Genomic DNA, 18577 nt, shown 5'->3' on the forward strand with positions numbered 1-18577 from the left:
CTAGCTCCTTCCGCTTCCCAAATAAGCTGTTATTACATCTTCATTATTGATTACTTCTTTAGGATTGCCCTTAGCTAAGATTTCTCCATGATTTAAAACAATTAGCCTTTCAGAAATTCCAAGGACAAGGTTCATGTCATGCTCTATCAAAAGAACTCCTATATTAGTTTTATCCCTTATCATTTTTATTGCTTTCATCAAGTCTTTAGTTTCTGTATCATTCATTCCTGCAGCTGGCTCATCTAATAATAAAAGTTTTGGTCTTGTAGCCATAGCTCTAGCAATTTCTAATTTTCTCTGAGCTCCATAAGGAAGAGAACCAGCAAAGGCTCTAAAATATTTCTCTAAATCAAAAACCCTAAGAATTTCCTTAGCTTTTTCACTTGCATCCTTTTCTTCACGCCAGTATTTTGGAAGTCTAAACATTCCAGCAAAAACGCCATACTCCATATATTGGTTCATCGCTAATTTTACATTGTCGAGGACTGTTAGGTTATCAAAAAGCCTTATATTTTGAAAAGTTCTTGCCACACCTTCTTTAGAAAGTTTATCTGGTCTTAACCCATTCACTCTTTTTCCATCGAGGATTATATCTCCTTCTGTTGGAGTATATACACCAGAAAGCATATTAAATAAAGTAGTCTTCCCTGCTCCATTTGGTCCAATAAGTCCAAGTAGCTCTCCTTTTTTCATAGTGAAATCTACTCCGTTTACCGCTTTTAGACCCCCAAAAGAGATGCCCAAATTTTTAACTTCCAATAAATTTTCATTATTTATCATTTTCAACATCTCCTTTTTTATATTTGTCAATCTTCAAGAATTTTCTTATTGAGAATTCTTTCCTTCCTAAGAGACCTTGAGGTCTAAAAATCATAACTAAGATTAATATTACAGCATAGATAACCATTCTCCACTCAGCTAACGGTCTTAAAACTTCTGGTAAAATTGTAAGACCTATTGATGAAATTATAGCACCTGTTATTGAACCTATTCCTCCAAGAACAACCATAACCAAATAGTCAAAGCTCTTATTGTAGTTAAATATAGTAGCAGCAATTACACCAAAACTTTGTGCATATAAGGCTCCTGCAATACCTGCAAAAACCGCAGAAAGGGTAAAGGCAAATGTTTTATATTTAGTTATATTAATTCCACACGCCTCTGCAGCTAGTTCATTATCTCTTATAGATAAAACCGCCCTACCATGTCTGCTATCTGCGTAGGTGAATATCATAGCTATGATAAATACAGCCACAAAGAAAAATATTGCAAAAGATTGAATTGTTGGTATCCCCGCCATACCTTGAGCTCCACCTGTTATACCAACATTTTCTATTACTACTCTTATGATTTCTCCAAAAGCTAGAGTAACTATGGCTAGATAATCACCTCTAAGCCTTAGAATTGGAAGCCCAATCAAGAAACCAAAAAATCCTGCAACAATAGCTGCCAAAACAAGGCTTACCAAAAATCCTAAAAATCCAGTAAGCACACCTGTTTTAAGGAAAATTCCAGCTGTATAGGCACCAAGTGCCATAAAGCCTGCATGACCTAAGTTTACTTGCCCAAGGACACCTACTGTTAGGTTTAGGCTCGTTGCCATTATCATATTTATACAAATCATTGTTAGGATACTTTCCCAATACCTGCTTATAATTCCCATATTTATCATAATTTGAAGGCAAAGAAATAAAGCAAGGACTAGGAGAGTTGAAATTATATATGAAAGTCTTTTTTCTTTTGACATATCACACCTTCTCCTTTTCTAGTTTTCCAAACAAACCATTTGGCTGAATTAACAATACTAAAATCAAAACCATAAACACAATGGCATCTGCATAAGCACTTGATAGGTAGGCTCGTGTCAAAACTTCTATCATACCAAGAATTAATCCTCCAATTACTGCTCCAGGTATTGATCCAATTCCTCCAAGCACTGCTGCTGTAAAAGCTTTAATTCCTAACATGGACCCCATAAAGGGTTGGATTTGTGGGTAACTTGATACATATAAAACTGAAGCAACGCCAGCTAGGGCAGAACCAATTGCAAAAGTCATAGTCATTACTTTGTTCACATTTATACCTACAAGTTCACTTGCCCCATAGTCCTCGCTTACAGCCAGCATTGACTTGCCGAGCTTGGTATTATTGATAAACACATTTAATAAATAAGTTAGAATAATTGTAGATACTATCGTTATAATAGTTGCAAATGATAGGTGCACTCCACCAAAAGTTAATGACTTTTGAGGAAATATAGCTGGTATAGGTTTAGCTGATGATGTAAATATTTTCACAAATAAATTTTGCAAAAATAAGCTCACACCAATTGTTGTTATTAAAAGCGAAACTGGAGTTGAATTTCTCAACGGTCTATACGCAACCCTTTCAATAGTTATTCCAAGAACTGTACATACCACTACAGCAGGAATAAAAGTTAGACATAAAGGCAAGCCCATATTGAAGGCTGCTGTTTGGATGGCAAGTGATATAGTGTAAGAGCCAACCATAATTACATCCCCATGGGCGAAGTTTACAAGTTTAGCTATACCATAAACCATGGTATAACCAAGGGCAACTAGGGCATAAATACTACCTAGTTGGAGCCCATTAAATAACTGAGTTATAAAATCCATATTTTCTCTCTTTCTTATCTAGGAGCTACAGTCGAATCAAATTTGTATACTCCATTTTCTATTCTCATTATTGAAGCTGGCTTTTGAGGGTTATTATTCTCATCAAATTTAAAATGTCCAGTAATTCCATCAAAATCTATGGCATTTAACGCCTTAATTCTATCATCATTTGTATCACTAGAAGACTTTTCAAAGGCTTCTTTAATCATATAAACTGTATCAAAACCTAGAGCAGAAAATGCAGTTGGATCTTCCTTGTAGACCTCCCTGTATTTTTTAACAAAGTCCGCTACTTTTGGATTTGTATCTTCTATAGAAAAATGGTTAGTAAAATATGACTTATCAATAATTCCCATACTTGATTTATCCATAGTCTTAATCAATCCATCCCAACCATCTCCTCCAAGAAAAGTTGCCTTAATCCCTGCATCTCTTGCTTGAGGAGTAATTAGAGCAAGCTTTTCATAATACTCTGGAATTAACAAAACATCAGGTTTCTTCTTTGCAAGGCTAGTAAGTTGAGCCTTGAAATCTGTATCATTTTCTCCATAAGATTCCTTGCCAACAACTTCTAATCCAAGCTCCTTGACTTTTTTCTCAAATGCATCTGCGATTCCTGTAGAATAATCGGAAGAAGAATTTAATAAAATTCCACACGTTTTTGCCTTAAGGCTATCTTTAGCAAAGATTGCAAGCAAATCTCCTTGGTAAGGATTAGTAAAGCAAGTTCTAAAGACATTTTTCTTGCCAGCAGTAATATTTTCCTCTGTACCAGTAGGTGTTATAACAGGAATACCATCTTTTTGGCTAGCCTCTGCTATTGCATTTGATGGTGATGATGTGTTGGTGCCAATAACAGCCTCGCAACCACCTTCTACTAATTTATGGTAGCTTGTTACAGAATCAGTTAACTCTCCCTTATCATCTAAAGAATCTAGAACTATTTGTTTGCCCTTAATTCCTCCATTTTTATTAATTTCATCTACAGCCATCTTAATCCCGTTTACTGTAGAAGTCCCATAATTTGAATACTGACCAGTCAAAGGAAAAGTTGACCCTATTTTTATTGTTGAATCATCCTTTTTACTATCCTTCTTGTTTCCAGTACATGATGTAAACATTGCCATAGCCACAACTACCATAGTTACAAATTTCTTTTTATTTTTCATTTTTTCCTCCATATTTTGGTAGAAAAAAACCTCCGTCTTTTCTACCTTAGTAGAAGAGACGAAGGGACTTATTATTTAAAACCATCTCCGCGGTACCACTCTTCTTCATCTTATGATGCACTCTGCTCAAATTAATGAATAACTCTGTAACGGGAGTTCCCGATAACGCCTACTATTAGTTCAACGTTCAGCTCACTGGCTAGTTTCTAAGATTTTATTTAGTATCTTCCACCAACCGATACCTCTCTGAAAAATAAAATTCTTATACTTCTCCACTTCATTGCTTTTTCTGTATTATATGCCCCAGATTTTACTTTGTCAATAATTTTTTAAATAATAATAATTTAATTTGTATAATTTATTATTTTATTAAGATATATAACTCTTATTTATTAGAATAAATTATTGTTATAATCTTTTCCTAATCAGCTACAACTTCGGAATCAAAAGTATATTGACCCTTATCTATCTTTATGATTTTGGCAGTCTTTCTTGGGTTATTATTTTCATCAAAACTGAATGAACCTGTGATACCCTCAAACTTTATAGCTTTCAAGGCTTTTACAACCTCATCCCACTTAGTAGTTTTCGCTTCTTCTACCGCTTGTTTGTATAGATATACCGTATCATATCCTTCAGCTGCAAAAGTTGATGGATCTTCACCGTATTTCTCCTTGTAGTCTTTTATAAATTTTTGTGTTTTTTCTGATGGATCTTGCAAACTAAACTGGTTAGCAAAATAAGATCCTTCTATATCTTTAAATGCTGATTTATCAAGCACTGATAAAACTCCATCCCAACCATCAGCCCCAACAATTGTGGCATTTATTCCAGATGCCCTAACCTGAGAAACTATAAGAGCAACTTTTTCATAATAATCTGGTATGAACAAAACATCTGGATTAGAAGATTTTATCTTTGTTAGTTGAGCCTTAAAGTCTGTATCATTATCACCATAGGCTTCATCTGAAACAACTTCCATACCAAATTCTTCTGCTTTTTTCTTGTAAACATCGGCAACTCCCATAGAATAATCAGAAGATTGATTTCTAAGTACAGCAACCTTTTTTGCAGCTAGTTTTTTAGCAGAAAAATTAGCTAAAACTTCTCCTTGGAAAGGATCTGTAAAGGCTACTCTAAAGACGTTATTCTTACCTTCAGTTATATTTGCTTGAGTACCTGTTGGAGTAATATAGACTATCTCATCCTTAGCAGCAGATTCTGCCATAGCAAGTGTTGGCTTTGATGGGACTCCACCTAGAATAGCGTTAGCACCCTCTTGCATAAGTTTATTGTAATTAGTTACTGCTTCTGTAATTTCTCCCTTGTCATCAAGTCCAGTCCATTCAACTTTTTTGCCATTGATTCCCCCAGCTTTATTAATTTCATCTATAGCAAGTTTGATGCCATTTTCTGTAGTTATTCCATATACCGATAACGGCCCAGTCAGAGGTCCTGAGTTTCCGAGTTTTACTACATCCGATTCTTCCTTTGACTTTGAAGAGTCCTTTCCTCCATTACCACACGCTGTAAAAGCGAAAACCGCTGCTAGTGCAACAAAAGCTAATTTCTTTTTAAACATAATTTCCTCCTATTGTTTATAGTTTAGGCAGAAAAAAACTTCGCCTCTTCTGCCTATAGCAAAGAGACGAAGGGTAATTTTAATAATTATACCGTCCGCGGTACCACTCTTTTTCATCGTTCGATGCACCTTGATCAAATTAATGAATTACTCTGTAACGGGAGCTCCCGGACACGCCTACTTATCAGCGCTCTGCTTAGTGGTGATATTCAACGAATTTACTTTAATACCTTCCACCATACGGTATCTCTCTGTAAAGCAATCATCATTTACTCTTCCACTTCATAGCTTTTCTTGATATTTGTATCATACGCTCTTTTATTTTTAATGCCAAATATTCTTTCATATTTTTTTATAATTATTTTATTTTTCCATACAAGCATCCACATTTATTACTTTTCTTTTGTCTTGTTTCATTTAAAAAAGACCACGATTTAACCGTGATCTGTTTACTTAAATTCCTAGTAATAATGACGCAACTTCAAAGTAAATCAGCAATACAAGTGTGTCAACTATTGTTGTTATCAATGGTCCTGCCATTACTGTTGGGTCTATTTTTAATTTGTCTGCAATTAGTGGCAAAATTCCACCCATTATCTTTGAAAAAATAATTGTTAATATCAAGGTTACTGAAACAGTTAAATTTACAGCTAACTGGGCATGGTCCATAATCATTAGCCTTAAAAAATTGACTACCACAAGGATTGCCCCTGCAATAAATCCAATCCTAGTTTCTTTCAATATAACCTTAAAAAAGTCTTTAAAGCCAATTTCTCCACTATATAGGGAGGTTATTACAGTTGTAGATGCTTGGCTACCAGCATTTCCGCCTGAATCCATTAACATTGGAATATAGGCTGCCAAGGAAACTGCTGATGCTAGCAGACTTTCATATCTGTGAATAATAAAGCCTGTCATTGTTGCTGTCAAGAGACAAATTATTAGCCAAGTTGTCCTATTTTTTGCTATTTTAAAACTTGACTCTTCTAAATACGATTCTGCTTGGTCTGAAATACCTGTAATTTTCGATAAATCTTCTTGCAATTCGTCATGGACAACGTCAATAACATCTTCTGCAGGAACAATACCAATTAGCCTATCTTCTGAATCTACAACAGGAACCTCTCCAAGATCGTACTTGTATGATAATTTAGCTACAACCTCTTGGTCTTGATAAGGAGTTACAGTTGCAGTTATACTTGTTGCAAGCTCCTTCAGGCTCTTATCTTGATATCTTATGATATCAGCTATATAAACAAAGCCCATTAATACTAAGGATTGGTCTGTCAGCCATATTTGCTCTAATTTCTCAGCATCGAGGTCTGAGGCTATAATTTTATCCAAAGCTTCTTTAGGGCTAGCCGTTTCCTTTACAGATAAGAAATTTACAGTCATGATTGATCCGACAGATTCTTTAGGATAGCCCAAAAGTTCATTGACTATCTTCCTTCTATCCTTATCAATATGCACATCCATCAATTTCTTTGTTATATTTGCTGGAAGTTCTTGAAGGGTATCCACAAGCTCATCCTCATCTAAATCTCGTACTAAGTCTTTAATCCTCTCTTCTGATAGTATGTTTACAACCCTAGCCTTATTTTCTGGTCTTAGTTCTGTAAAGGCATCTGCAAGGAGATCCTTATTTAATAACTTAATCCAAATAGCTACATCTTCTTCTGGAAGAATTTCCATCTTATCGGCAATATCAACAGGATCCATCTTGTTTATTGTTTCTTTGATCTTGTTTAATTGCTCTGCATTATATTTTTTTTCACTCATTAATACCTCCATAAATTGCAATTGAGGCATTAATTTACCCCAATCTGCTTATCTTATAAAATTTTTCCTCGGATTGGGCTCAGCTAAATCCATAATTCCTCCTTATCGTGCGTGTTACCTAATTAGTATACTGTTTTTTATCTATTAATCTATTTATATTCCATTAATTCGAGTGTAACTTGGAAGGATTTGTAGAGGGAATTTAAGGGTAAATATTCCTTATTAGAGTGAAAATTTAAAGCACCAGTGAAATAATTAGGAGTTAGAATATTTTTGGTTGATAAAAATGAACCATCTGTACCACCCCTCATAGGAATTGTCTCTGCTTTGATACCAAGATTTTGGAAGGCTTCCTTTAATTTTTCAATTGCAAACTTATTTCCATCATTAATTGAATCAAAAATATTTGCATAAGTATCTTCAATACTTATATCTATTTCAGCTTTCTTATATCTATCCTTTAAAATCTTAGTAATATCCATCAAGTATTTTTTACTAGCTTCAAATTTAGCCTTATCATGATTTCTTATATTAAAATCAAGTCTACAAGTTATTACATCTGAACAAATATTAGTTACCCAAATATATCCTTCTCTGCCTTCTGTATTTTCTGGCATTTTCGCTCTATCGAGCATAGCTATAAAATCATGAGCAATCATTATAGGGTTTACTAAATTATTCTTTGATGCCATCGGGTGGGCACTTACTCCTCTTATTTTTAGACTTCCACTTGCTGCATTGAAAGTTTCATAGATAAGCTCCCCTAACTTACAACAATCAATTGTATAGGCAAAGTCGACGTCAAACTTATCAAAGTCGATTTTTCTTGAACCCCTAAGTCCTATTTCCTCGTCAGGAACAAAGGCTATATATATTGAACCATGATTAATAGACGGATTTTCCGACAAATACCACAAAGCGGTCATAACATTTGCAATTGCAGCTTTGTTATCTGCTCCAAGAACTGATTTTCCGTCGGTAACAACAATATCATCACCGATGTAGTCTCTTAAATTCTCATCTTCTTCTGGACTTATTCTTATATCCTCTTCTTTATTTAATAAAATATCAGATCCATCATATGCCTTTACAAGCCTTGGATTAACTTTTGTAGAAAGACCAACATCAACGGTATCTAAATGGCATACCCAACCTATAGATGAACATTTTCTATCCTCTACTCCACGAGCTGGAAACTTAGCCTGAACAACACCAAAATCATTTAATACAACCTCTTGTCCGCCAAGTTCAATTAGCTCATCTACGAGCTTTCTTGCTAAAGTCCACTGACCTTCGCTTGAAGGGACTGTCTCTGCGTTTGCATTTGACTGGCTAGGAATCGCAACATATTTCAAGAAGTTTTTTAATAATTTTTCTTTTATAATATTTTTATCCATAAATCACCTACAAAATGTTTTTAACTTCAATAAGATTGTTAATTTCATAATCAACAGTTATATCATCAGGCTTATCGATTTTCTCTGGATTAAACCAGACAGTTTTTATTCCTACCCTTAGACCACCTGCAATGTCTGAAGTAATAGAATCTCCGATTATTATATACTCATCCTTCTTGGTAGACCCAACCCTATCAAAGACATAGGAAAAAAATTCATAACTTGGTTTTTCGTAACCAATTAGCTCAGAAATAAAAGATTCTTTAAAAATTTTATCCAAACCAGCCCCCTCCAACTTGCCATTTTGGGCAACTGCTGAACCATTAGTGGCAGCAAACTGGATATAATTTTTGCTTAAGTACCTAACCGCTTCATATGCATTTTTGTTAAAAACATAAGTTTTACCTAAATTTTCCTGATACCTTATATTAAAGGCAGCTACCCTCCTAGTATCGTAAGAATATTTTTCAAAGAATTCTCTGAATCTTCCCTCAAGAACTTCTTGTCTTGAAATTTCTCCTCTTTCCAAAGCCTTCCAATATTTCATATTAATTTTCTTATATTCATCTAATCTATCATCAGTTAAATCACCAAAACCAAATTCCTCAAAACAAGCTCTAATTGCCTTAGCCTCTGCAAGAGAAAAATTTAAAAGTGTTCCATCTATATCCCATAAAACGTATTTAATCAAATTATATCCCCAATTCTTTTTGCAAGTTCAGCTACAGGTAGTCCTATTATTGTATTGATATCACCACAAATATAGGCCACCAATCTAGGGTCAAGGTCTTGAATTCCATAAGCCCCCGCTTTATCCATTACATTCTCCTCGTTTAGATAAGAATCTATAACCTTATCTAATTTTTTATAATAATTTACGAATCTAACTTCAGCAATACTATAAAAAACCTCTATCGCTGATGCAGTCCTCAACGAAACCGATGTTATAACATGGTGACTTTTGCCAAAGTATGACAAAAACATCCCCCTCGCCTCATCCAGACTGGTAGGCTTTCCATAAATCTTGTTGTTACAGACAACAATAGTATCCGCTGATATGTAAAGTATATTTTCTTTAAACTCACTGCCTCCCTTTGCCTTGGCTATTTCAGCACAAGTTTTTCCAGCTCGTGTGATGAAATCATCATCCTTATAAATTTCCATAAACTTAGACTCGATTTTTCTTTCATCTATTTCTACAGAATCAATCCTAGGATTTAGAAAACTAAGCAAGTCCCTTCTTCTAGGAGACTTGCTCATCAACATTATAGATTCTATTTTTCCAAAATAGCCTTTTTTCTCATAATCATATACATTCTTCATACTTAGTATTTACCCTATTTTAAATTTTTTATGAAATTTTTAAATATTTTCTCGGAAAGTTTACTATTTTCATAATCAAGCTCAGGATGCCGTTGAACTCCCATCATATAAGTATGGTAGGGATTTTCTATCTCTTCTATAAGTCCATCATCGCTTCTTGCTCCAACTTTCAAGCCATCGGCTAAATCTTTTATTCCTTGGTGGTGGTAAGAATTTACTTCATCTCTGTCCTTACCATAAATATCATAGAGGATTGAATCTTGTTCAATATTTATTCCATGTGTTACTAAACTTTTATCTTTGCCCCTATGTATGATTTCTTTTGAAAATTGTTTTTGCAAATCGTCATATAAGCTTCCACCATAATAGAGATTAATCAGTTGCATTCCCCTACAAATACCTAAAATAGGCTTCTTATTTTCTATAGCCCAAGTCATAATCTCCATGCTTGTATCATCATCTTCTCTGCTATATTCTTCTACAAGCTTCCTATCGCCACCATATAAATCAGGATCGAAGTCATTTCCACCCGCAAAAATAACTCCATTAGATCCACTTAATGCGTTTATACATTCCTCAGTACTCATATCATGAGTATTTACATTATTTATTACTATATTATTGGCTGTAAGGACCCTTTCTATACTTCTAATATCCTGATTATTATGAACTATTGCTACAATCTTCCCCGAAAAGAACATATCCTCAAGCATAAAAAATCCTATTACTAAGAGGCAAATAAATATAGCTATATTTAACAATTTCCCAAAAAATCTTAACATATATCCTCCATACTTTTACTTTCATTAATTATATCATAGAATTAATTTTATTAAAATACATATCATTAAATATCTTTTTTGTTAATTTTAAATTAAATATATTTAATTTCTTCTAAATAAATTTTATCTATTTACTTCTTCCATAGCAAGTGTTACACTTAATTTAAGACTATAAGGAGGATACTATGGTCAAAAAGCTACTTAAAATTTTTGGAGGATTACTAGGTCTTGCACTTTTCTTATTCATACTTTTGTTTGCTTATTTATGGATTAATGAATATAGACCTCAACAAGTTGAACAGCTAAGTATTAGTCAAAATTCAGATGATATTCTGGAAAAAGATAAAGATTATAAAATTACGACTTGGAATATTGGATATGGAGGTCTTGATAAGGATACTGACTTTTTTATGGATGGAGGTAAGATGGTATATCCTATTAGCAAAAATCATGTGGAAAAAGCTCTTGATGGTATTCTTTCAAGTATCAAACATATAGACTCTGATTTTAACCTTATCCAAGAAATGGATGAAAATTCTTCAAGAACCTATGGGATAAATGAAGTTAAGATGTTTAGAGATAATTTATCTGGTGATTCTATCTTTGCCTACAATTATAAAGTTAAATATGTCCCTTACCCTTTTCCACCTCTTGGTAGAATGAATTCAGGGATTTTTACCCAAACTTCTTATAAAATAAATAAAGCTTTTAGGTACCAACAGCCTATACCCCATAAATTCCCAACAAGACTAGCTAATCTCAAGAGAGGATTTACAGTTAGCTACATGGATATAAAAGATACAGATAAGAAATTAGTGCTAATTAATGTTCATCTTGATGCTTATGAAAGTGGTAACAACGGAAGAATTGCACAGATTAAGCAAATTTTTAAGTTTATCCAAAAAGAATATGATGCTGGAAATTATGTAATTGTTGGCGGGGACTTCAACCAAGAACTTAGAAAAGGCTACAAACCTAATAGATTAAGTGCATTTTGGAACCCAAGTGACTTTCCTCACGAACTCTTTCCCAAGGACTTTAAGCTAGTTTATGGAGATAATGTTAATTCGTCAAGACTTAACAACACTCCTTACAATCCAAATGATTCATATGAATGTATTATTGATGGTTTTATAGTAAGCAAAAATGTCAGTGTGAAAAATATTCAAGTGCAAGATTTGGGTTTTGTTAATAGCGATCATAATCCTGTAACCATGAATTTTACCCTCAAATAAATAAAGCTAGGCTTTAATAACTTATTCCAATAAGAATTTAATCATTAAAGCCTAGGTTTTTTATTTGCTCAATTTTCTTAATTCTAATAAAACTAGGATTATACTGCTTCCTAGTATCATATGACCAAAACCAGCTAACCCCGAAATCATATACATATAAGTTCCAGAAGTGTTAACTTGTAAAACTTCACCAACTCCTCTTATTTCCATCATAAGAACCGTAATTATCAAACCAACATTATAAGCCATCAGAAATTTATCAATTATTTTGATGGATTTATAATTCAAACCTAATGATAACAAGTAGATTATCAAGAAAAATACCATGCCAAGAACAAACAAATGAGAGTGAACTTTTGCTAATATAGTTACTCCTTGAAAGTTCATAAACTTTGTAACCTCCCTATAAAAAACTCCCGCAACCATTGCTAATAATGCATAAATTATTGATGTATTAATGTATTTTTTCATGGTTGGCTTCCCTTTTCATCGCTATATATCCTATTAAAATTGTCCAAATATAGGCACAAGTTTTTGGTATCATAAGCACTCCAACTAATGGATAAGTTACTTCAAATAAAACTACAGGTATATAAAATGCAAAACTTAGAATTATTGTAAGATACATATACTTAAAATTACAATCTTTTGTTTTCCACGCCTTAATGAAATACAAATATATGATAAGAATTCCTAATAATAAAAATGGGATATTCCTATATAACCTATAAGTTAAAGGATTACTTAATCCAAACCAATCATTTCCAACCAAAAGGCATAAACTAATCCTGACTAAGGCTAAAAGATAAACCAAATAATCCAAAAACCCTGTTTTGCTTACTTCGTAACGCTTTTTCCAAACCCAATACAAAATTACATAAAAAATTGTCATTGTTATAGAAGTTATTAATTTACCCAAACCAAGAGAAAAAGTGAAATTCTCTAATCCACTCGTATTCAAAGCTACCATCCTAGGTATGAGGTGGAAACTATCACCTAAAACTAGAACTACAGCCATTATACCGAACGTATAAAATTGACTTCCCTTCTCACTATATTTAATCATATTAATGCCAATTACCAATATTCCTACTAGATATATTAAATCAAATCCTGTTTCAAATATAGCTTGCATTGTTTCCTCCTTATCGAACACTGTTCAGTTATTCTTTGAAAAATAACCGATACTAATCGGTTAATTCAATAATAACTTAATATAAGATTTTCTTAATAACCTTTATTAATGTATCTGGGGACTTTTGGTAAATCCATACAGTGTGCATATTGGAAATTATAAATCTGGCCAAATCTTTTTCGTCAAAATCATCGGTAAAAACACCAGCTTTTATCTTAGTGTCATTTACGAACACTCTTATCAAATCATTTTCTAAATTTCTTAAAAAATTATCCATAATAACCTTAGCCTTGATATCCTTCCCCTTAGAAAAACTCAAAGAGTGGATTGTAAGGAAGTTAGGATATCTCTCCATGCCTTTTTTGATATTATCATAAATAAATTGTACAAAATTAGCAGTATCAAAATTATCTAAGTCAACATTTTCTATAGAAAAAATATCTTCCCATACACTTTCTATGCTCGCTGTCAATAGGCTATCTTTTGATGGAAAATAATAGTAAAGAGATCCTATTGCAAGATCTGAAAGCCTTGCAACCTTTCTCATATTAAGGCTAGCCAAACCTTCGTTTGATATGATTTCCCTACACACTTTAAGTATTTTTGCCTTAGTCTCAAAATCTTTTATCATAATAACCCCAAACAACTGAACTATGTTCAGTATCATTATATCTACTTACTATTCTTTGTCAATAATCAAATATATTTTTTCTTTTTTAATTTATAACTTAATTTATCAAGTGCATTGATGCAAACAACCAAAAGAAAACTAATGGCTACCAACAAGAGAATACTTGGCACTTTTATACCTATAGAATCTGGCAAGCTTGACATATATCCATAGTTTGCCCCTATCATTTTATTTACAATGAGTATTATTGCATTCATTATCAAGGTATTTTTAATAATATAATTTAAGTCTAAATCCATCCTTTTGATTACAACTATCATTATCCCGCTTGCTATAAGCATGGTATGAGCACAAATATAGGTTACATTAGTGATATGTGGCCACATATACTTGGAAGGATCTGGTATTGTGTAGGCTACTATTGGCCCAATTATTCCCAAATAAGCAAAGTAATTTGCTAGTTTGTACTTCTTGGCAAAATATGCTATAGGCATCAAAAATCCAGCTATTCGACAATGATAAAGAGGTAAACCTTCTGTTAAAAACATAGCTTGCCCTTGGTAGTACCAAATAATCAAAGAAATTTCTACTAAAGTTACAAAAATGAGTTGAGCCTTGAGGAGTTTCTCCCTATTTCTAAATTTATAAACAAAAATTAAATAAATGATGAGAAAACCCCAAACCATAGCCATACTTATATTGGTTTTTGGGTCTGGCGTGTGTCTAAAAAAATAATCCATAATAAATTTATATATCCTACCCCCTTGTTATAAGTCCTTGTATACTAAATTAATTCAAAACTTAACCATCCATAAATTTACATATGATTAGTTAAACAATTAGTATTAATTAATGATTAAGTATAATTATATCATTAACTACCGGGTACTTGTCAATTAATAATGAGTTATCATTTAATTATTATTTTTTAATACTAACAAAAAATACCAAGCTCCCAAAGCCTGGTATCTTTAATCATTTATATCAATAAATTTGCTCCAGGTCCTAATGGAAGGCCTAATAACATCCAAATTATTAGAAGGATTGACCAAACTACTAAAAACGCCATCGAATATGGTAGCATTGTGGAAATTAATGTACCTAAACCCCTATCTTCATCATATTTTTGCATAAAGATTACAATCATAGCAAAGTAGTTCATTAATGGAGAAATAATATTAGTTGAAGAATCTGCAATCCTATAGGCCATTTGTGTTAATTCTGGGCTAAGTCCCAACTTAAAGAACATTGGTACAAAGATAGGAGCCATTATAGCCCACTTAGCTGATGCCGAACCTATAAAAAGATTTATAAAAGCCGATAAGACTATGAATAGAAGAATTAAAGGTATTCCTGTAAGACCTATTTCCTCTAAGAACTCAGCTCCCTTTACTGATAAAACTGTACCAAGATTTGTGTATGCAAAAAAAGATACGAATTGAGCTGCAAAAAATGCTAGTACCAAAAATCCTGACATTGCTTGCATTGACTTACCCATAGCTTCCACTAAGTCATTTGAAGAGTTAATATTGCCAACTGTTTTACCATAAACAACTCCCGGTATTAGGAAAAGAAGTAATATTGCAAAAATAAGTCCATTTCCTAAGAAGTGTTGAATGTTTACTTCTCCACTCTTATCAGCTTCTTTCAATATAGCATTTTGTGGGACCATAGCAATTATTAATATTACAATAAAAATTCCCATAGCTATCAGAGCATTTCTAAGGGCTTTCTTCTCAAGCTCAGTAATCGGTTTATCGTCATGAACGTATGACCCTTTATAAGTGCCCAAATTTGGTATGACTATTTTTTCTGTAACAAGTGTTCCAACCACGGTTAAGACAAAGGTAGAAGCAATCAAAAAGTACCAGTTGCCAGTTACAGCCACTGTTGCAGAAATTTTTGATGCTCTTAACGCCTCATTGGTAATACCTGCTAATAGGGCATCTGTTGGTCCAAATATTAGATTGGCAGAAAATCCTCCAGAAACACCAGCAAATGCAGCTGCAAGACCAGCTATAGGATGTTTGCCTGCTGATGCAAAAATCATTGCACCAAGAGGAACTACAACCACATATCCAGCATCAGATGCGATATTAGAAATAATTCCAGCAAATACAACAGATGCTGTTAATAGTATAGATGGTACATTTGATAAAAGTTTTTTAAGACCTGTATCAAATAGACCTGCATATTCTGAAACTCCTACTCCAAGCATAGCTACAAGCACTGTTCCAAGGGGTGCAAAGCTTGTAAAATTTCCTACTACAGAGTTTACTATATACCTAATTCCCTCTGCATTTAACAAACTTATAGCCTGAAGTTTTACATTTGCTTCAGCCTTAGCATCATAATAATCTACTGTAATATTTGCTTTTGCAGCAAGAGCCGATATTACAGCTAAAATTGCAATCATTATTGCAAATATCATAGCAGGATGCGGCAGAGCATTTCCTACTCTTTCAATACCAGCCAAGAATCCACTCGAGGATTTGGCTTCTAATTTATTTTTCTTAGTCATTGCTGACCTCCTTTACAAGTTTTATATATCTTTTTATTTTATAGTTTTGCAACTTATAGTCAACCTACAATTTTTATAAAATTTATTCGTTATTTTTGCCATCTCTCTTCCCGCTTCTAATTTTATGCTTAAATTCTTTTTTGACTTTTTTCAAATCTATTCCTTCTATAAAGTAATTTTTGGCAGTATCTCCAATCGTTTTAGTTCCAAAAGCAGCTATTGATGCACTTACAGCACTGCCACTTGTAGGAGCGAAAAAGTTTAAGAGTTTAAGACTTTGTTGAGCAGATATCCTAAAGATATTTGCTGCTATACCTACTCCACCAATAGAAAATAGAAACTCCTTAGCGTTTTTAGGAGAAAACTCTCTACCACCTAAGCTTGCAATTAAACTTACCAAAACCAATTGCAAGACTATAAGAGGATATATATCTGCTACTGGTATAGGACTAATAGCAATAGTTCCAGCAAATCCAGAAAAAATATTTGTAAGTTTATCTGCAAGAACTACCAAAATCTTTTCCATCCTACAAGCAATTTTAAGACCTACCAAAGCATCGTAATCTGATATCTCATTTTCTAGGGAGTCTATTAATTTTTCTATGCCATACCTACCATCAAAGCCAATTTCAAGTCTTGGTAGGTCAGTTAGCTTTAGGTCATTAATTGCAACAGCATCAATAAATACCCCATCTAATTGCCATTCAAGCAGGGAAGAAGTTGCTATAATATCTGAAACTTGAAGGCCTCCTCTATCGATTATTTCTCCATAATACTTTATAACTTCACTTATATTTTTATGCTTACTTATTGGATATTCTTTGGGATCTTTAAACCTAGAAGGTGCAAGTTCATCGACCTTATTTATCGCACACACAATAGGAAGGTCAAAACCATTTTCTTTCTTAAATTCATCATTAATTTCCTTCAAAAACCTCACATCCGTATCAACATCATCCCTATGGCTAGCATTTAGCATAAAAATGCAAACATCTGGAAGGAATTTTTTGACCTCATTTTTTATCATTTCTTCTGCAGAAATTTTATCATTTATAGCTAAGGATTCAGCTATGCCTCTGCTATCAAGAATATGCATCAAGACCTTACCATCATCCACATAATCATAAATATCTGCTCCCTTGGTCTGGGAATAAACATCATTTACAGGTGCAAGATATTTTCCATTAATTGCATTAATTAATGAACTTTTACCAACACCTGTTCTACCTACAAGAAATATCCTTGGAGGTCTATAACTATCAAGCTCATCCATTAATGTTTTTAACTCTTCATCATTAAACACCATCTTCTTAACTTTATCCTTCATAGTTTTTGGGAAGGCCTTGGGAAGTGATTCTAATATTTCGTCCAAATTTCTATAAATATTTTTAATCCTATCCAGAGCCTTTCTGGTATTAATATCCTTCTTACTCATAACATCTCCTAACCACTTTGAAAATAATCAAAAAAGAGGCCTTAGCCCCTTACATTACCATAATCAAACTTCCAAGTCCTATTAGACTAGCCCCTATAATAGATTTTGCTGAAAATTCTTCTCCCAAAAAAATAAAGGCCATTAGAAAAGTCAATATTACACTTGCTTTATCAATAGCGACTACCTTAGACACTTGTCCAGATTTTATAGCAGCATAATAGCAAAGCCAAGAAAATCCTGTAGCAAGTCCAGACAAAATTAAAAACAACCATGATTTAGGAGAAATTTCGTAAATTCCCGACTGAGAATTGGTCATAAAAACTATAAACCAACTCATACCTACAACTACCATAGTCCTAATGGCTGTTGCAAGATTTGAGTTTACATTATCTATACCAATTTTTGCAAGAATTGAAGTTAGTGCAGCAAAAAATGCTGATAGCACCGATAAAATTAGCCACATACCTATCTCCTTAGGCCATGCTTAACATAAAAATTAATAAACACAAGTCCAGCAATAAATAGGGCAAGACCTAGACCACTATAGAAAATAGCTACAAATACATCACCGACAAGGTTTAGTTTCCTAAGAGCTATCCCCAGCACAATCATAACAATCATAATCATATAAGATTTTTTATCAAAAAAATTCCAAAAAGGTCTTCTGTCATCTACAAAGGCAATTATTCTTTTCTCATGTTTTTTATTTATCCTATAAAAGATATTCATGAAGCAAATAAAAACAAGAAAACTAAGAGCATAAGCCCCAAAAGATTTATCAATTATTTTATACCCTTCATACCCTAATTTAAAAACATTAAAGCCAGCAATCATCCAAACAATGCCACCTAGCAAAAAAAGTTTTTCAGTCTTTACTTTCATTTTTCAATTCTCCTAAGGTATTATATCTGTCTCTTATACACATCTCCGAGCCCACGAGACTATTGCGCTC

Annotated in this window: 19 protein-coding genes and 2 other annotated features; of the genes, 1 reads left to right on the top strand and 18 read right to left on the bottom strand. The window is 33.2% G+C overall.

Annotated features, from left to right (window positions below; all coding sequences use genetic code 11):
* The 10 genes from Q0W95_RS02285 to Q0W95_RS02330 form a co-directional block, all read right to left on the bottom strand.
* Positions 1-780, bottom strand: a complete 780-nt coding sequence (locus Q0W95_RS02285; protein WP_297789496.1) for an ABC transporter ATP-binding protein — start codon at positions 778-780, stop codon at positions 1-3.
* Positions 770-1747 carry a branched-chain amino acid ABC transporter permease gene (locus Q0W95_RS02290; protein WP_297789499.1) on the bottom strand — a complete coding sequence of 326 codons (978 nt, stop codon included), beginning with the start codon at positions 1745-1747 and terminating at the stop codon, positions 770-772. Before Q0W95_RS02290 ends, Q0W95_RS02285 begins: the two co-directional genes overlap by 11 nt.
* 1 nt (position 1748) lies before the next feature.
* Positions 1749-2636: a branched-chain amino acid ABC transporter permease gene (locus Q0W95_RS02295; protein WP_297789502.1), complete on the bottom strand. Its 888-nt coding sequence runs from the start codon at positions 2634-2636 to the stop codon at positions 1749-1751.
* Between the two features lie 14 nt (positions 2637-2650).
* The gene (locus Q0W95_RS02300) at positions 2651-3805 is read right to left on the bottom strand and encodes an ABC transporter substrate-binding protein (protein WP_297789504.1); all 1155 of its coding nucleotides are present in this window, start codon (positions 3803-3805) and stop codon (positions 2651-2653) included.
* Between the two features lie 51 nt (positions 3806-3856).
* Positions 3857-4095: a binding site (T-box leader), on the bottom strand.
* Between the two features lie 131 nt (positions 4096-4226).
* Complete coding sequence (locus Q0W95_RS02305) at positions 4227-5387, bottom strand: ABC transporter substrate-binding protein (RefSeq protein WP_297789507.1); 1161 nt, start codon at positions 5385-5387, stop codon at positions 4227-4229.
* A 59-nt stretch (positions 5388-5446) separates the two neighbouring features.
* Positions 5447-5682 (bottom strand) — a binding site (T-box leader).
* 158 nt (positions 5683-5840) lie between these two features.
* On the bottom strand, positions 5841-7166 hold the full coding sequence (gene mgtE / locus Q0W95_RS02310) for a magnesium transporter (protein WP_297789510.1): 1326 nt from the start codon (positions 7164-7166) through the stop codon (positions 5841-5843).
* 149 nt (positions 7167-7315) lie between these two features.
* Positions 7316-8563 carry a peptidase T gene (pepT, locus tag Q0W95_RS02315; protein WP_297789513.1) on the bottom strand — a complete coding sequence of 416 codons (1248 nt, stop codon included), beginning with the start codon at positions 8561-8563 and terminating at the stop codon, positions 7316-7318.
* 7 nt (positions 8564-8570) lie between these two features.
* Entirely contained in the window at positions 8571-9254 is a 684-nt protein-coding gene (locus Q0W95_RS02320) for a YjjG family noncanonical pyrimidine nucleotidase (RefSeq protein ID WP_297789515.1), read from the bottom strand.
* Positions 9251-9886 carry a Maf family protein gene (locus Q0W95_RS02325; protein ID WP_297789518.1) on the bottom strand — a complete coding sequence of 212 codons (636 nt, stop codon included), beginning with the start codon at positions 9884-9886 and terminating at the stop codon, positions 9251-9253. The genes Q0W95_RS02320 and Q0W95_RS02325 overlap by 4 nt, the downstream gene beginning before the upstream one ends.
* A 14-nt stretch (positions 9887-9900) precedes the next feature.
* Positions 9901-10668 carry a gamma-glutamyl-gamma-aminobutyrate hydrolase family protein gene (locus tag Q0W95_RS02330; RefSeq protein ID WP_297789521.1) on the bottom strand — a complete coding sequence of 256 codons (768 nt, stop codon included), beginning with the start codon at positions 10666-10668 and terminating at the stop codon, positions 9901-9903.
* Between the two features lie 185 nt (positions 10669-10853).
* On the opposite strand from Q0W95_RS02330, the gene Q0W95_RS02335 reads away from it, so the two are divergent.
* Positions 10854-11903, top strand: a complete 1050-nt coding sequence (locus Q0W95_RS02335) for an endonuclease/exonuclease/phosphatase family protein (protein ID WP_297789524.1) — start codon at positions 10854-10856, stop codon at positions 11901-11903.
* Between the two features lie 60 nt (positions 11904-11963).
* Here the strand turns inward: Q0W95_RS02335 and Q0W95_RS02340 are convergent, their stop codons facing one another.
* From Q0W95_RS02340 to Q0W95_RS02375, 8 genes are all read right to left on the bottom strand, one after another.
* Positions 11964-12374 (bottom strand): DUF2871 domain-containing protein, encoded by a 411-nt coding sequence (locus tag Q0W95_RS02340; protein ID WP_297789527.1) that lies wholly within the window; start codon positions 12372-12374, stop codon positions 11964-11966.
* Positions 12358-13038 (bottom strand): hypothetical protein, encoded by a 681-nt coding sequence (locus Q0W95_RS02345; protein WP_297789530.1) that lies wholly within the window; start codon positions 13036-13038, stop codon positions 12358-12360. Before Q0W95_RS02345 ends, Q0W95_RS02340 begins: the two co-directional genes overlap by 17 nt.
* A gap of 76 nt (positions 13039-13114) precedes the next feature.
* Positions 13115-13705: a TetR/AcrR family transcriptional regulator gene (locus tag Q0W95_RS02350; protein WP_297789532.1), complete on the bottom strand. Its 591-nt coding sequence runs from the start codon at positions 13703-13705 to the stop codon at positions 13115-13117.
* 29 nt (positions 13706-13734) lie between these two features.
* Positions 13735-14409 carry a TIGR02206 family membrane protein gene (locus tag Q0W95_RS02355; protein WP_297789534.1) on the bottom strand — a complete coding sequence of 225 codons (675 nt, stop codon included), beginning with the start codon at positions 14407-14409 and terminating at the stop codon, positions 13735-13737.
* A 239-nt stretch (positions 14410-14648) separates the two neighbouring features.
* On the bottom strand, positions 14649-16190 hold the full coding sequence (locus Q0W95_RS02360; RefSeq protein ID WP_297789536.1) for an AbgT family transporter: 1542 nt from the start codon (positions 16188-16190) through the stop codon (positions 14649-14651).
* 82 nt (positions 16191-16272) lie between these two features.
* Positions 16273-17625 (bottom strand): GTPase, encoded by a 1353-nt coding sequence (locus Q0W95_RS02365; protein WP_297789538.1) that lies wholly within the window; start codon positions 17623-17625, stop codon positions 16273-16275.
* Positions 17626-17674: 49 nt separating this feature from the next.
* On the bottom strand, positions 17675-18088 hold the full coding sequence (locus Q0W95_RS02370; RefSeq protein ID WP_297789540.1) for an EamA family transporter: 414 nt from the start codon (positions 18086-18088) through the stop codon (positions 17675-17677).
* A gap of 2 nt (positions 18089-18090) precedes the next feature.
* A complete protein-coding gene (locus Q0W95_RS02375; RefSeq protein ID WP_297789542.1) occupies positions 18091-18507 on the bottom strand; it encodes a hypothetical protein in 417 nt (138 codons plus the stop codon).
* Between the last annotated feature and the right edge of the window lie 70 nt (positions 18508-18577).

It is taken from the genome of uncultured Anaerococcus sp. (genome assembly GCF_947253225.1).
In the GTDB taxonomy this organism is placed as follows: domain Bacteria; phylum Bacillota; class Clostridia; order Tissierellales; family Peptoniphilaceae; genus Anaerococcus.